Here is a 15,272-nt window from a genome sequence, read left to right on the forward strand (position 1 = left end):
ATGTCGACTGTTTCCCCCCTCCTACGCGGCCAAGGGCTTCCCGAGTTCCGGGCCATTTCCCCTGAGCTCGTCAGCACAGACATCCCGGCTTTGCTCGCACAGCTGGATCAGGACTTCACTGCGCTCGAGCAGGCTCTTGAGACAGCCCTTGTCGGCCCCTCGAAGCTGTCCTGGGATCGGGTGATGCAACCGCTGCAGGCCATCGGCGAACGGCTGCGGTGGAGCTGGGGTGTGGTGTCACACCTCAATGGCGTCTGCAATTCCCCTGAGCTGCGCGATGCCCATGCCGCCCAGCAACCGGATGTTGTGCGCCTCAGCAACCGGCTTGGCCAAAGCCAGATTCTTCATCGGGCCTTGATGGCCCTCCAAAGCGATCCCTCCGAACCGCTCAACCCAACCCAGGAGCGGATCCTGAAATCCGAGCTGCTCTCGATGCAGCAGCGCGGTGTTGGCCTCAGTGGCGATGAGAAGGCAGCCTTCAACAGCACCAGTGAACGCCTGGCTGCTCTCTCCACCCAGTTCGGCAACCACGTGCTCGATGCAACGCAGCAGTGGACCCTGAAACTCAGCCAGCCCCATGAGGTGGAAGGCCTGCCGCAACGGGCCTTGGAGGCACTGGCCGCCGCAGCGCGTGAAGCAGGGGATGCTGATGCGTCTGCGGAGTCCGGCCCGTGGCTGCTGGGACTGGACATGCCCCGCTATCTGCCCTTCCTCACCCACGCCAACAACCGATCCCTGCGGGAGAAGGCCTATCGGGCCCATGTGGGGCGGGCCAGTGAAGGCGAACTCGACAACCGGGCACTGATCGAGGAGATCCTGACCCTGAGGCGCGAGCAAGCGTCCCGCCTGGGCTATGCCCATTGGGCTGACCTCAGCCTCAGCGCCAAGATGGCTGACGATGTTCCGGCGGTGGAAGCACTGCTGGAAGAACTGCGCGCTGCGGCATACCCAGCAGCTGAGCAAGAGCTGCAGGATCTCCAAGCCATCGCCAGGGAGCACAAGGCCCCCGAAGCTGATGAGCTGGCCCCTTGGGACATCGCCTACTGGTCGGAGAAGTTGCGCCAATCCCGGTTCGATCTGGACCAAGAGGCGCTGCGTCCCTGGTTCCCGCTGCCGCAGGTGCTCGAAGGCCTGTTCAGCCTTTGTACGCGTCTGTTCGACGTCGAGATCGTTGCCGCCGACGGCGAGGCACCGACCTGGAACGACGATGTGCGCTTCTTCCGGGTTAAGCGCTCCGATGGCACACCGATTGCCGGCTTCTACCTCGACCCTTACAGCAGGCCCGCCAGCAAACGCGGCGGAGCCTGGATGGATGAATGCCTGGGCCTGAGCAAGAAACCCGATGGCTCTGTAGTGCTGCCGGTGGCCTACCTGGTCTGCAACCAGACCCCACCTGTGGGCGACACGCCCAGCCTGATGAGCTTTGAGGAAGTGGAGACCCTCTTCCATGAATTCGGCCATGGGCTCCAGCACATGCTCACCACCGTTGAGGAACCGGAAGCCGCCGGCATCAGCAACGTGGAATGGGATGCCGTGGAACTCCCCAGCCAGTTCATGGAGAACTGGTGCCTTGATCACGCCACCTTGATGGGTATGGCGCGCCACTGGCAAACCGGTGAACCCCTGCCTGAGTCGGAATTCAACAAGCTGCGCAGCAGCCGCACCTTCAATGCAGGCCTCGCCACCCTGCGGCAGGTTCACTTTGCCTTGAGTGACCTTCGTCTCCATAGCCAGTGGACCCCGGAACTTGGCGTTAGCCCTGACGGACTGCGCCGTGAGATCGCGGCCACCACCACGGTGATGGATCCCATCCCGGAGGATCAGTTCCTCTGTGCCTTCGGCCACATCTTCGCGGGGGGCTACTCCGCCGGGTACTACTCCTACAAGTGGGCTGAGGTGCTCAGCGCAGATGCCTTCTCCGCTTTTGAGGAGGTGGGTCTGGATCAGGAGGATCAGGTGCGTGCAACGGGAGCCCGCTTCCGCGACACCGTGCTCAGCCTCGGTGGCAGCCGATCTCCAGCAGAGGTGTTTGAAGCCTTCCGAGGCCGTCCTGCGAGCACCGAAGCCCTGATTCGCCATTCCGGTTTGGTGGCCGCGGCCTGAATTCAGGCGCGCAAGCTGCTGCAGAGCCGTCGAATCGCGGCGGGGTGGCTGATCAGTTGCTGATGGGTCCAGACCGGTATTTCCTCACACCGGCCCATGGGCAGAACAGCCCTCCAGCCGGGGCAGACCATCAGATCCCAGCGGCAAAAGAAACTGGAGCACTCGACCCCAGCCAGGGCATCGGGTTGGCGATTCAGCTCGCGCAGCAGGCGACTTCCCACTTTCATGTCTGCCGCACCGGCGAGGAGCGGGCGGGGAATCATCTGAGCAGCCAGGGTGCCCTGCTGCGGGCTGCCCACACTGAGGAAGCGCCGGGTGCGCTGCACCCCCCCCAGTTCCTGCAGCCAGATCCTGCCGATCACCCCCCCCATCGAAAACCCCAGAAGATCGACCCTGGTGTCAGCACCAAAGCGCTGCTGGATGTGCTGATCCAGGCGAGAGGCCAGCTGCCGCAGGGGAATCCAACCCAGACCATGGGGCAGATGCGGCGCTAGCAGCGAGCGATCGGGCTGGTCCAACCCCTGAATTAATCGATGAAACAGGCGGGGCGTGTCCCAGAGACCATGGACCAGCACCAACGGGATGCTCACAGGGCTGATCTACCGCCATGGCGGGAGCGTTCCACGAACACGCGGCCGTTAAATCCTGGAACCGGTGCAGCACATTTGGTCAATCGCAGCCAGACCGGGATGGGCCCATACAACGTTTCCAGCCGATCCAGCATCTGCTCGCTGAAGTGCTCGATCGTGAGGCAACGAACCTCCCGGGACAAGCCTTGCAGGGCCTGAATGGCCACGCCGTAGTCCAGGCTCCGGCTCAGGTCGTCGGCCACGGCAGCAGCCTTCAGATCGAGCTGAACACTGAAATCAAGGCTGAACCATTGGCCATCCCGACGTTCGTGTTCCAACACCCCGACGTGGGCCCACAACCGCAGGTCCCTCACACCGATGCAATCCATCAGAGCGGCCGATCGATGTGGGTGAAGACGCGGCTGCCGTTGGCGTAGTCGGCAGCGATGTGGCCCTCGCCGCGCAACCGATAGCGGTAGGTCACCAACCCTTCCAGACCAACGGGTCCGCGCGGCGGCAGGGTCTGGGTGCTGATGCCCACCTCAGCACCGAATCCGTAACGAAACCCATCGGCGAAGCGGCTGGAGCAGTTGTGATAGACGCCTGCGCTATCCACCGCCGCAAGGAAACGATCAGCCGCCTGGGCATCCTCCGTCAGGATCACTTCGGTGTGACGCGAGCCATAGGAGCGGATGTGATCGGTGGCTGCCTCGAGATCGTCCACCAGCTTCACCGCCAGGATCAGATCCAGATACTCCGTGCTCCAGTCCTCTTCCGTAGCCGCTTCCGCCACACCAAGGGCCACACTCTCGGCATCGCCACGCAGCTGCACCCCGGCAGCAGCGAAGGCCGGCAGCGCAGCGGCGAGAAAAGGCTGCGCAATCGAGCGGTGCACCAACAAGGTCTCAATTGCGTTGCAGGCGGCGGGGTACTGGCTCTTGCTGTCCACCGCCACCCGAACGGCTTTGTCGACGTCGGCCGCCGCATCCACGTAGAGGTGGCACACCCCGTCGGCATGGCCCAATACCGGAATGCGGGTGTTGTCCTGGATGAAGCGCACCAGTTCGTTGCTTCCCCTGGGAATGATCAGGTCCACGAGGCCATCGAGACGCAACAAGGCCAGGCTTTCTTGACGGGTGGTGAGCAGAGCCAGGGCATCGGCAGACACCGGACTGGCCGCCAGGCCTGCCTGCAGGGCCTCCATCACAGCCTCATTGGTGCAGCGAGCCTCACTGCCCCCTTTCAACAGAGCACCATTGCCCGAACGGATCGCCAGCGAGGCGATCTGCATCACCGCATCCGGCCTGGCTTCAAAGATCACACCCACCACCCCGAGCGGAACGGAGACCCGTTCCAGCACCAGGCCCTGATCCAGCTCCCGATGCAACTGACGACAACCCAGCGGGTCACTGAGGCTGGCCACTTTGCGGATGCCATCAATGGCCGCCGCCAACTTGCTGTCATCCAGCTTCAGCCGCGCCATCAAAGCCGGCGCCAACCCCTCGGCTGCAGAGCGTTGAAGGTCTTCACGGTTGGCCGCGAGGATGCTTTCCGCACGGTCGGTCAGCGCGTCCGCCATCGCCTGAAGCGCCTGAGCTCTCTGGCCGTCATCGGTCTGCCCCAGATCAACAGCAGCACGGCGGACAGCCGCGGCACGCTGCAGCAACGCAGCAGAAGGCTCTGGAACGCTGGACATCAAGGCAATCAATCTGGAGCCATCATCCCGTTCAGCCGCTGCAGAGCGAGTCGCGCAGCCCCCAGGCGTCCAGCGCCGTTCCCCAGACAGGCTGCTTCGATCCGCAACCCCTCCCTTGAGACGGCCTGAACCCGCGACTCCACCTCGCGGCGCACCGCTGGCAAAAAGTGGCGGGCGGCACCCGCCAGACCGCCACCCAGCAACACCAACTGCGGCGTGAACAAATACACCAGCGAAGCAATGCCACAGCCCAGGTGTTCGCCGTAACGGCTCCAAACTTCCAGGGCCTCCGGATCACCACCATCTGCCTTTGCACTGAGCTCGCGGGGATCGCGATCACACAAGCGCCGCAGACCTGTGATGCTGGCGAACTGCTCCAGGGAGCCACGGTTACCGCTGTTGCAGGCCGGACCATCGGGCTGAACCCCGATCAGACCAGGTTCCGCTGCAGCGCCGTTATGGCCAGTAAACAGCTCACCCCTTAGAAGCACCCCCCCTCCAACCCCGGTTCCGAGGGTCAGCAGCACAACATCATCAACACCACGGGCTGCGCCGAGCCAGGCCTCACCAACCACCGCACAGTTGCCGTCATTAGCGAGGGTGACCCGGCGGTTGAGCCTGGACTCCAGCCAATCCGCCAGCGGCACGTCCTCCCAGCCGGGCAGGTTGATGCAAACCCGGGCCACCCGAGCCGCCGCATCCATTGGGCCGGGGAGGCCGATGCCGACCGCCTCAGCTGCATGCTCAGGATCAATCTGTTCAATGGCTTCACACAGGGCCATCGTCACGGCGCCAGGCATGGCAGGCTGCGGTGTGGGCCACTGCGCCTCCGCCAGCACCGTTCCATCAGCACGAATCCGGGACAGCTTGATCGCCGTGCCCCCGAGATCCACTCCAATCACCTGCGCGGTAGGCATGGCTCAGAACCGGAAGAACACCTGCAACTGGCTCTGCCAGGTGCGATTGGCATCCATGGCCGCGGAGACTGACGTGGTCGGTGTCAGCCGATAGGAAACAGTTCCTTGTGGAGGAACATCAACATCAGTTGTGTTCGGTGCCATCAGTAGGGAAAGGTCGAGCTGATCAGTCAGAGCAACACCAAATTCCGTGACCCATGTAAGTATTGGTGCAACCTGGCCGGAGGTGCGTTCCTTCTCTGATTTCACAACGGGGGTGACATAGGTGGGGAAAATTGCCACCTGCAGCCGCTGACCCATGGCATCGGTCAAGGTACCCAGCACAGGTGAGAGCAATGATTGGCTCAGCATCGTGGCCAACGCGGTTCCACCAGTACTGCCTAAAGAAGACAGGGAATTGCCACCGATCAAGCCCAGCAATTGCTGCTCGCTCATCGGAGGTGAGCTCCGTAAAACAAGATTGTTTCTGTCACCCAGACGGTTGGCCGGGCCAGTGGCCTGAACCATGACCTTCACCAGTCGAAGCTGGCCAACTGCGGCGTGAGCGCTGCCAGTGCCATTTGAAGCAAAAAGGTTGGTGCTTGTGAGTTGATCGCTGTTGCCCGCGCTGACGGTGTCGGAGACCCTGGCTTGCAAAGCGACATCCACGTAGGGAATCAGTCCCAACGAGGGCGTGAACACAGCAACGTTCTCCTCCTGCGGATCCAAACGGAGGGGAGCGAGAGGGGGAATCCAGATCCTGCCGGCATTAAGCCGGATCACCCCTCTTGCCTGCAGAGAGGGGTCGAGAGGGCCATTCAACGTCACCACACCACCCCCTTGGAAACTGATCGAAGGCATCAGCACCCTGGTGTCCGGCCCGAGGGCTAGCCGAAGGTTCTCAAAGCCGATGGCGGGCAGCGTTGGCATGAACCGCTGCGGCTGATCTGGGCCATTGATGGGTGTGTTTGGTCCCATCAGTACCAGAGGATCCTTGAAATCCCACTCCTCCTCCAGAAGGGTTTTGAAAGATTGAGTACCTTGGACAGCAGCAGAAGGATCCTTTTCAACGCTGGGGATCAATCCTTGAGGTTGCTTTCTCCGAGCACGTCCGGAAGAACCTGACTGGGGTCGAAGCGTGCCCCGCGACAGTTCCAGATTTCCGGAGAGGACGGGCTGCACCACAGCTCCAGAAACCTGCAGTTCGCCATCGGCCTGGAACTGCACGATCGGCTGTCGAATCTGAGCTTGGCTGAGTTGCAGGGTGAGCGGTGAAGCGCCGCTCTGGGGGGTGAACAAGCCAAGGGTTCCTGAACCGCGCAGCGAGCCGCCGCGGCCCACTTCAGCTTCAAGGCGTTGCACCAAGACGCGATCGAAATCGAACAGGATCGAGGCGTTGATCCGACTCAGCTCCTGTTCACCGATGCTGAGATCTCCATTGCTGACCACCACAAAGCCATTGGCTTGCGGTTGGCTCAACGGCCCGCGCAGCAACAGCCGCAGATTGGTGCTCCCCCGCTTCACGGCCAGGGAATCCTCAGCGAGAAGCGTCAACACGCCAAGGGCATCCCCATGGCTTTCCAGCCTCAGGTTCAAATCCGAATAGGGGTTGAAGGGCACCGTGCCGGACACGATGACGGCTTCCTTGCTCTCGCCTCCCTTCAGGGCCAGGTTCAGGCGGATCAAATCACGCTCAACGACAACCGATCGCTGCTCCAACTGCAGGGGCTGGCCCGCCAGGCTGGCGGAGTCGAGCAGCAGATCGGAAACCAGCAGGGGGGCCGTTCCGCTGAGGTCGTAGCGGCCGCGGATGCCAACACTGCCGCGGAGCTGCGGCGGCACAGGAGCCAACAACGCCAGCAGAGAGAGCGGAACCTGCAGCAGGGAGAGGTCACCGGATCCACCGAGCAACGGGCCGCGAAGCGTGGCGACCATCGGTTCAAGCTGGAGTGCCTTGGCCTGGTCATCCCCTTCAATCCAAAGGTGGGCCTTGGCGATCAGATCGGCCTTCAGGCGCTTTGGATCAGGACCGTCGATCGTTCCCGACAGATTGACCCGCCCCTCCAGAAGCTCCAGCTCAGGGCCCTTGCGGGGGTGAGCCAGGGCATAGGCCTCAAGCGCCCGGTGCGATGCCGCCAGAGCTTGCAACTGACCATCAAGCGACCCACCAAAGGTGTTGATGAACAGGGTTCCGAGATCCTCGGCACGGCCAGGGGCCAGGCCCGGTTCGGGATCGCTCCCTCTCAACTGACGGGCCAGAAGCGTCAACCAGGTCACATCCAGGCCTTCGGCCTCGATGCCGCTGTGCATCCAGCCACCCAGATCGCCACGGGCCTTCAGCCGAATGCTGCCCTGCAATGGCGTCAGTGCTGCATCGGCCTGAAAACGGCCATCCCCGAGGGAACCCTCCAGCTCGAGGCTCTGCACGGCAACTCCCGCCATCGAGCCGTCCGCAATGACGGCAGACCCACGGATCGCGAGGGGGCCCATGGCAAGGCTCCCTGCACCCGAGAGCTGACCTGCCACCGCTTTGTGCTGGTTAACCGGCGGCACGATGAAACGAAGTCCATCGATGTTGAGGTCCGCTGCACGCCAGCGGTAGCGGCGTTGCTCTCCAGCCGGAGCCAGCCCGTGCAAGCGCAATTGCCCCTCACCCCGGCGCAAGAGCACGGTCTTGGGCCAAGCATCGGCATCGAGTTCAGCCACGAGCGAGCCGGGCACGACAGGCTGCTGGGCCGCCATCGCCAGACGAGCACCACGGCCCAGTTCACCGTTGAGGCTGCCTTGCCAGCGTTCGGGAACCTGCAAGGCACCAACGCGGGGTTGATTCAGCGTCAGGCTGATGTCGGGCTGAAGCCCCGAAAGAGGACCCTTCACGCGACCCCGCGCCGCCACTTGCCCGCCCAGCGGCGTACCGATCAAGGGGGTGAAACGGCTAAGGCTGAAAGGTTGGAGTTCAAAGCCGCTCTGAAGCTCACCGGTTTGGAACCGCCCCTGCGCCAGTTGTACAGGAAGGCGCGCTTCCGCCCGCAACAGCGGACTGGTGAAGTGATCCAGCACCAGGGCGGAATCCTGCGAGGACCATCGGGTCTGAAATGACCACTCGTCCAGCAACGGGTTGGACGCCTGGCCAAGCTTCAGGCTCAGCTCCGGTGACACCAACCCACCACTGACGTCGACGCTTCCAAGGAGCGGAGCGGTTTGGCCCAGTCCGGCCTGCAGGGTCGGCAGCGCAGACCAGAAGCGGGGATCGATCTGCAGCTCCGTGCTGCGTAGATCCAATCGGGATCCAATCGTCCCGGCCAGCCCGAAGCGCAGTCCCGGGGCACTGAGGCGGATCCTGTCCACGGCAACAGACGGTTGCTGGTCTTGCAACCAGGGGGTGCGCCACTGAGCGTCCAGCGTCAGGGGTGTGTTGAGCCCTGTGGCCTCAGGCAGCTGGATCTCACCATCTGCACTCCACCGGGGCTCCCCCCAGGGGCCGTGGATCCTGAGCTTCAACCGCTCCCGGCTTTCAGAGCTGAGGTCTGTACGGCGAACGTCAGCCTGGAGATCAAAGCTCTTGTTCAAGGCAACGGACCCTGAGGCCCGAGCCTCAAAGGCTCCAAAACGCAGTGTTGCGGGCTGCAAGGTGAGTTGATCGCCCTTGCAAGCGACCCTGAGGCGATTGCTGTTCAGCGCAGCAAGTTCGAGACGCTTGAGGCTGAGCCCACCTCGGCAGTTCAACGACCCATCGGCCCAGCCGATCTGAACATCTCCCTCCAAGGTTCCAGAGGCATCCAGATCCTGAGCGGGGGCGATGACGGCCCCCAACGGTTTCAGGTTGAGCCGATCAAGCCGCGTGCGAAGCCTGAAGCGAGGCCGATCCCAATGCCCTTGTCCATCGAGCCGCAGCATCCCTTCTGCGTCGAGCCAGCGAAGTTCCGATGCGGTACTGAAAAAAGCCTCCCCGAGCCGCACTGCGCCCTGACTGCGGAGTTCAAGGGTCTGCTGCTCAGGACCGAAACGGATCAATGCAGGATCGGCCAACCGGTACTGCACGCCAAGTCGCGGCAGGGTGCCGTCGCCGCTCAAGGGCCCAAAGGTCCAGTACCGACCAGCCTCATTGGCCTGCAACTGACCACGCAGCCTGTGCACCGTGATCTGCAGAACCGGTTGCAGACGCCGAAGACTCGCCAAGGGAGCAAGGCCGACCTCCAGCCCCGCCAGGCTCAGTTCAGAACGATCCGCCACCGACGGCAAGATTCGACTCGGCCCGATGGCGATCCCCAGGCCCAAGGGGCGAAGTCCTTCGTAAGGGCCAAGATCCACGTCGTGGCCCAGCGGACCCGACAACGTGCGCTCCAAGCTGGGGCGCGCCCGGCTCAGGATGCCTTCGGCAGCGCGGTCAAGGGAGATCAAGCCTGCTGCTCCAGCCCCGACCAGAACAAAACTTCCCGCAACCAACCAGGTCCTGCGCCGCGTTTTCCCCATCAGACGCGGCGGTCTCCCCGGAATCTCGCGCAATATAAGGAGACTATTTTCAGTCCACCAGACCCCATGGCCTTCGATCAGCTGCTGCTTACTGCCGCTCCCTGGCTGGGTTGGTCTGGGCTGGGGCTTGGAGCACTAACGGCAGTTGCCTTCCTCACCAAGTGGGGCATTCGGTTTCGACTGGTCGGCGTGAGCAGCTTCACCCTGCTGCTGGCCGTGAGTTGCTGGGCATTCGGCGTGAGCTACACACCGCCAGTGGTGGTGGTGGGTGCGGTGCGGGCACCGATCGTGTTCGATAACGGCAACGACCTGGTGGTCGCCCAGGTTCCTGCCGACCTGGCCCCAACCACAGTTCAAGCCACACTGGAGCAATTGGAGGGCAACCTGCGCGGCTCAGGTCGCTCTAGCAGCACCGTGCTGGTGCGGTTGCGGGGCATCCAAGCGGAGGGCGATGGGCTGGGACGCCCCGTCATCCTGGGCGAGGTGAGCAAGACCTTGCGTTGATGCCGAACTTCAACGACGCGATCGAGGAGCTCCCCCAGTCGTTTCGCAGGGAACAACAGGAACTGGATCGGGCCGGTATCAAGCGCTGGTCCAGCATTCGTGATCTAACGGATCTGCAACTGAGCCAACTCGCCCGCAGTGGCCAGGCTTCGGCCCGAAACCTCAAGCGGCTGCGGGGCATAGCCGATTTGGTCTGCCGCTTGGATTTGCCTCCCCAGGACGCCGCGCTGCTGATGCATGCGGGCATCGCCACGCCCGCCGCTCTGGCGGCATGCACCCCTGAACATCTCGTGCGCCAGACCGGAAGGCTGGAGCGCAGCCTTGGAACCAAACGGCCTGCCGTGGTGGATCTGCGGGTGGCCGGCGATTGGATCCGCCGCGCCAGGCAACTGGCGAACTGACCCCAGCCACCCTGCCTTGGCATCCAATCCTGCGTATGAACCTGTTATGGGCTTGAAACTCCTACGCACAGCTTTGATCGCTCTGGCGCTCCTGGGCTCACCATTGCTCGTGGTTGCCGCTGACTCGGACTTGCTCAACAGCGTCAAACGCAATCCTGAAAAAGCAAAGGCCATGTGCCGTTCGTTCCGGCAAATGAACGCCAACGGCCGATCGCCATTCTCCAAGCCCTACATCAATCAGGTCGCCGCCAGCGAGAAGCTGAGTTTTCAGGATGCGGAAATCCTCATGACCTACATCGTGGGGATGCATTGCGCCGATGTCCGCTGAGACCAGTGGAATTGTCTGCCGGTCTGCAGCGCTGAGGACGGCCGATGGCGTCGAGCTGCGTTCACGGTTGTGGCATCCCAGCGGCGAAGGCCCCTGGCCTGCCCTGCTGATGCGGCAGCCCTACGGGAGCCGCATCGCCTCAACCGTGACCTACGCCCACCCCAGTTGGTGGGCGTCCCATGGCTTCCTGGTGGTCGTTCAGGACGTCCGAGGACAAGGCGAGTCGGAGGGACGTTTCCGGGGGTTTGGTCAGGAAGCAGCCGACACCCCCGCCACCCATGCCTGGGTGCGACAGCTGCCGGAATGCAATGGACGCCTGGGGGTCTACGGGTTTTCGTATCAGGGCCTGACCCAGCTCACCGCAGCTGAATCGGCCCCACCGCCGGAGTGCACCGCTCCGGCGATGACCGGCCTGGACGAACGACGCCATTGGAGTTGTGAAGGCGGTGCCCACTGGTGGCACCTCGGCCTGGGATGGGGGCTGCAGCTGGCGGCCCTCCAGGCCCAGCGACGCGGAGATGCAATGTCCTGGCTGGAGATCCGCCGAAGCCTTGAAGACAACCGCTATTTGCGGGACGGACCAACCCTGCTGGAGCGCCATGACCCCGAAGGCATGGCCTGGAGCTGGTTGAACAACGACCCCAGCAACGATCAGCAGTGGACGGTTCATCACGCCCCAGAGAGCTGGCTCCAGAGGCCGATGCTGTTGATCGGTGGATGGTGGGATCCGCATCTGGTGGGTCTGCTGGACCTCTGGCATCGCAGTCAGGTGGCCGGCGGGCAGCCATCCCTGCACATCGGGCCGGCCTCCCATCTGCAGTGGTGGCCGGAAACCCAACAGCTGATGCTTCAGTTCTTCCAACAGCATCTGCAGGATCGCCCCCCGCAGGAGCCGAAGCCCAGGCACCAGCTCTGGAACATTACCCAGCATCAGTGGGATGCGATCCCCGCACCGGACACGGGCAAATCAGCGTTATGGGGACTGCGCAGCCATGGACTGGCCTGCATCGACCCAAACGACGGTGCCCTTGTGGCGGATGGAGAGGGAGAAGGAAGCGTGGTCATCGTTCATGATCCCTGGCGACCGGTTCCAGCCATCGGTGGACACCTCGGAACACCCCCTGGGCTGGCGGAGCGCACGGCCGTGGATCAACGCAGCGACGTTGCGACATTCACCACCGCACCCCTGGTTGATGAGCTGCTGCTGTCAGGTCAACCGCACCTCCTGCTGGACGCCGAAGCGGACCAGCCCGGGTTTGATCTCTGCATCAGCCTCTCGCGCCTGCCCGCGGAAACCCACAGCGTTGAACAACTGAGCACGGGAGTCGTACGGGTTCGCGGAGAGGAGGCGTTACAGCCAGCCAGGCGCAGCGTGACCCTCCAGCCGCTGCACGCGAGCCTGGCTTGTGGCGATCGACTGAGGATCTCCGTTGCCGCAGCAGCGTGGCCCGCCATTGGCGTCAACCCTGGCCACGATGCCGTTCCCTGCGGAGCACCAAGCCCAGAGCATCGTGTGGTGACGCTGACACTGAAACTTGCTGGCTCCACCCTGCAGCTGAACCCCTTTGATTCCGGCAGACTGAAGATCGACTGACGTTTGTGCTTTAACGGCCCTCGACTTCACCCGCGACCTGGCAGCAGGACGCTGGATTGCCGCGTGATCCAAGATGTCCCTCCAACTCCAGGAGGAGCTGGCCCCGGGAGATCTGGAACGCAAATGGACCAAGCTCAGCCAGGTGTCAGGTGGGTTCAGCAAGGTCAAGGACGCTGTGATCGCCCATCAAGGCGGCGATCAGCAGCTCGTGCTGGTGGCTGTCGCCTCGGCCAGGCCACCACCAACCTGTTCGTGATCTTTGACGCAAGCGGTCGGATCATCAACGTCGACATTTCCCGAGACTTCGTCTGATCAACAGCGGATCTGTTTCGTAAATCGGGCTTAACATCTCGCCCAATTCACAGATCTCCCATGGGTGTCGCCGCAGTCCTCGACTGGATGGTGCAGGACGGCGAACGGTTGGCGAATTGTCGCCATGACCACCCGTTTGCGGTGCTTGGTCCTCAACCCTCGGATCAGGGTTGGACCGTGCGGATCTGGATGCCGGAAGCCCAAACAGTCACCCTGTTGCAGGCTGGCGACGAGATCGCCATGACAACGCCGAACCACCCCTGGGTGTTCGAGGCACAGCTCAACAGAGACCCCGGCTGCACTTACCGGGTCAGGGTTGAGCGGGGCGGGATCGTGCACGAACAACACGACCCCTGGGCCTTCCGCGGCGAATGGATGGGCGAAATGGATCGCCACCTGTTTGCTGAAGGCAACCATCACCACATCTGGCAAAAGATGGGTGCACACCTCACCGAGCGTGACGGGGTCAGGGGTGTGATGTTCTGCCTGTGGGCGCCCAGCGCTCTCACGGTCTCCGTGATTGGAGATCTGAATTCATGGGATGGACGTCACCACCCCATGCAGCAGCGCGTCGGGGGCATCTGGGAACTGTTCATCCCCGGCCTTGGGGAGGGACATCTCTACAAGTACGAAATCCGCACGCAAGAAGGCCACTGCTACCAAAAGGCTGATCCTTACGGCTTCCAGCACGAGGTTCGCCCGGACAACAGCTCCGTTGTGGCTCGCCTGGGCGGATACCAATGGTCCGATCAGGGCTGGATACAGAAGCGCGACAGCAGCAACGCGCTCGATCAACCGATCTCGGTGTATGAAATGCACCTGGGCAGCTGGATCCACGCCTCAGCGGATGAGCCCTGGATTCAACCCGACGGCACCCCTCGGACGCCCGTTCCTGCCGCGGAGATGAAACCCGGCGCTCGCCTGCTCACCTACGCCGAACTCGCCGATCGCCTGATTCCCTACGTCAAGGAGAGGGGCTTCACCCACATCGAGGTGATGCCGATCACCGAGCATCCCTTCGACGGCTCCTGGGGCTATCAGGTGACGGGTTGGTATGCCCCCACCAGCCGTTACGGAACGCCCGATGAATTCCGGGCCTTCGTGGATCGCTGTCACGCCGAAGGCATCGGCGTGATCATCGACTGGGTTCCGGGCCACTTCCCGAAGGATGCCCACGGCCTGGCCTTCTTTGATGGCACCCATCTCTATGAACACAGTGATCCCCGGATCGGGGAACACAAGGAATGGGGAACGCTGATCTTCAACTACAGCCGCAACGAGGTTCGTAATTTCCTCGTCGCCAACCTGGTGTTCTGGTTCGAGCAGTTCCACATCGATGGCATTCGCGTGGATGCCGTGGCCTCGATGCTCTATCGCGACTACCTGCGTCCCGACGGGGAATGGCTGCCCAATGAGAACGGTGGTCGGGAGAACACCGAAGCCGTTCGCTTCCTGCAGCAGGCCAACCACGTGCTGTTCCAGCACTTCCCAGGGGCCCTCTCGATCGCGGAGGAATCAACCACCTGGCCGATGGTGACGCAGCCCACGGACAGCGGCGGCCTCGGGTTCAACCTCAAATGGAACATGGGTTGGATGCACGACATGCTCGATTACTTCGAGCTGGACCCGTGGTTCCGCCAGTTCCACCAGAACAACATCACCTTCTCGATCTGGTACACCTACACCGAGAACTTCATGCTGGCCCTGAGCCACGATGAGGTGGTGCACGGGAAGAGCCATCTCCTGCACAAGATGCCGGGAGATGATTGGCAGAAGTACGCCAACACGCGGGCGTTGCTCTCCTACATGTGGACGCACCCCGGCAAGAAGACGATCTTCATGGGGATGGAATTCGGCCAGCGGGCTGAATGGAATGTGTGGGGCGATCTCCAGTGGGATCTGCTCAACTACGAACCCCACAAGGGCATCCAGCGTTTGGTGGATGACCTCAACGTTCTCTACAAGGCAGAACCGGCCCTCTGGCGGGACGACTTCGACCAGTTCGGCTTCCAGTGGATCGATTGCAACGACAACCGCCACTCCGTAATCAGCTTCATGCGTCGGGAGAGTGCCAGCGGCACCTGGCTGGTGGTGGTGGCGAACTTCACGCCCCAAAGTCACTCCCACTACCGCGTGGGCGTTCCTCTCTCAGGGTTCTACGAGGAGATCTTCAACTCCGATGCAGCCAAGTACGGCGGCAGCAACCTCGGCAACATGGGCGGCAAACCAACAGACGAATGGGGCATCCACGGCTACGAGAACTCCTTGGATCTCTGCCTGCCGCCGCTGAGCCTGATGGTGTTCAAGCACGACCCGAAACGCAGCCTGAGCAGCAGCGAGCCGGACAACATCGTGTGACGAACGTGATGACAAAGAGGGGGTAAAGCTCTAGCCAA

At 62.7% G+C, this 15,272-nt stretch carries 12 protein-coding genes; 7 read left to right on the top strand and 5 right to left on the bottom strand.

Annotation, left to right across the window (positions count from 1 at the left end):
• Window positions 1–2,103 carry a M3 family metallopeptidase gene (locus AAXE93_RS04595; protein WP_390128482.1) on the top strand — a complete coding sequence of 701 codons (2,103 nt, stop codon included), beginning with the start codon at window positions 1–3 and terminating at the stop codon, window positions 2,101–2,103.
• Window positions 2,104–2,105: 2 nt separating this feature from the next.
• Here AAXE93_RS04595 and AAXE93_RS04600 read toward each other — a convergent pair whose 3' ends face one another.
• The 5 genes from AAXE93_RS04600 to AAXE93_RS04620 are packed head-to-tail and all read right to left on the bottom strand — an operon-like array spanning window position 2,106 to window position 9,737.
• Complete coding sequence (locus AAXE93_RS04600) at window positions 2,106–2,693, bottom strand: esterase/lipase family protein (protein ID WP_390128484.1); 588 nt, start codon at window positions 2,691–2,693, stop codon at window positions 2,106–2,108.
• Entirely contained in the window at window positions 2,690–3,061 is a 372-nt protein-coding gene (locus tag AAXE93_RS04605) for a dihydroneopterin aldolase (protein ID WP_390128487.1), read from the bottom strand. The genes AAXE93_RS04600 and AAXE93_RS04605 overlap by 4 nt, the downstream gene beginning before the upstream one ends.
• Window positions 3,061–4,368, bottom strand: coding sequence for a glutamate-5-semialdehyde dehydrogenase (locus tag AAXE93_RS04610; protein ID WP_390128489.1), 1,308 nt, complete (start codon window positions 4,366–4,368; stop codon window positions 3,061–3,063). Before AAXE93_RS04610 ends, AAXE93_RS04605 begins: the two co-directional genes overlap by 1 nt.
• An 8-nt stretch (window positions 4,369–4,376) precedes the next feature.
• Window positions 4,377–5,285 (bottom strand): ROK family protein, encoded by a 909-nt coding sequence (locus AAXE93_RS04615; protein ID WP_390128492.1) that lies wholly within the window; start codon window positions 5,283–5,285, stop codon window positions 4,377–4,379.
• 3 nt (window positions 5,286–5,288) lie between these two features.
• Entirely contained in the window at window positions 5,289–9,737 is a 4,449-nt protein-coding gene (locus AAXE93_RS04620) for a translocation/assembly module TamB domain-containing protein (protein WP_390128494.1), read from the bottom strand.
• Between the two features lie 66 nt (window positions 9,738–9,803).
• Here AAXE93_RS04620 and AAXE93_RS04625 point away from each other — a divergent pair, with 66 nt between their 5' ends.
• The 6 genes from AAXE93_RS04625 to glgB all read left to right on the top strand — a co-directional run bounded on the left by AAXE93_RS04625 (window position 9,804) and on the right by glgB (window position 15,234).
• Entirely contained in the window at window positions 9,804–10,241 is a 438-nt protein-coding gene (locus AAXE93_RS04625) for a Ycf51 family protein (protein WP_390128496.1), read from the top strand.
• The gene (locus AAXE93_RS04630) at window positions 10,241–10,642 is read left to right on the top strand and encodes a DUF4332 domain-containing protein (protein WP_390128497.1); all 402 of its coding nucleotides are present in this window, start codon (window positions 10,241–10,243) and stop codon (window positions 10,640–10,642) included. The genes AAXE93_RS04625 and AAXE93_RS04630 overlap by 1 nt, the downstream gene beginning before the upstream one ends.
• A 16-nt stretch (window positions 10,643–10,658) precedes the next feature.
• Window positions 10,659–10,970 carry a hypothetical protein gene (locus tag AAXE93_RS04635; RefSeq protein ID WP_390128499.1) on the top strand — a complete coding sequence of 104 codons (312 nt, stop codon included), beginning with the start codon at window positions 10,659–10,661 and terminating at the stop codon, window positions 10,968–10,970.
• Window positions 10,960–12,564, top strand: coding sequence for a CocE/NonD family hydrolase (locus AAXE93_RS04640; protein ID WP_390128501.1), 1,605 nt, complete (start codon window positions 10,960–10,962; stop codon window positions 12,562–12,564). The genes AAXE93_RS04635 and AAXE93_RS04640 overlap by 11 nt, the downstream gene beginning before the upstream one ends.
• A 73-nt stretch (window positions 12,565–12,637) precedes the next feature.
• Window positions 12,638–12,820, top strand: a complete 183-nt coding sequence (locus tag AAXE93_RS04645; RefSeq protein ID WP_390128503.1) for a hypothetical protein — start codon at window positions 12,638–12,640, stop codon at window positions 12,818–12,820.
• Between the two features lie 116 nt (window positions 12,821–12,936).
• Complete coding sequence (glgB, locus tag AAXE93_RS04650) at window positions 12,937–15,234, top strand: 1,4-alpha-glucan branching protein GlgB (RefSeq protein ID WP_390128505.1); 2,298 nt, start codon at window positions 12,937–12,939, stop codon at window positions 15,232–15,234.
• The last annotated feature ends 38 nt before the right edge of the window (window positions 15,235–15,272 follow it).

Source organism: Synechococcus sp. HIMB2401, assembly GCF_042883245.1.
In the GTDB taxonomy this organism is placed as follows: domain Bacteria; phylum Cyanobacteriota; class Cyanobacteriia; order PCC-6307; family Cyanobiaceae; genus Parasynechococcus.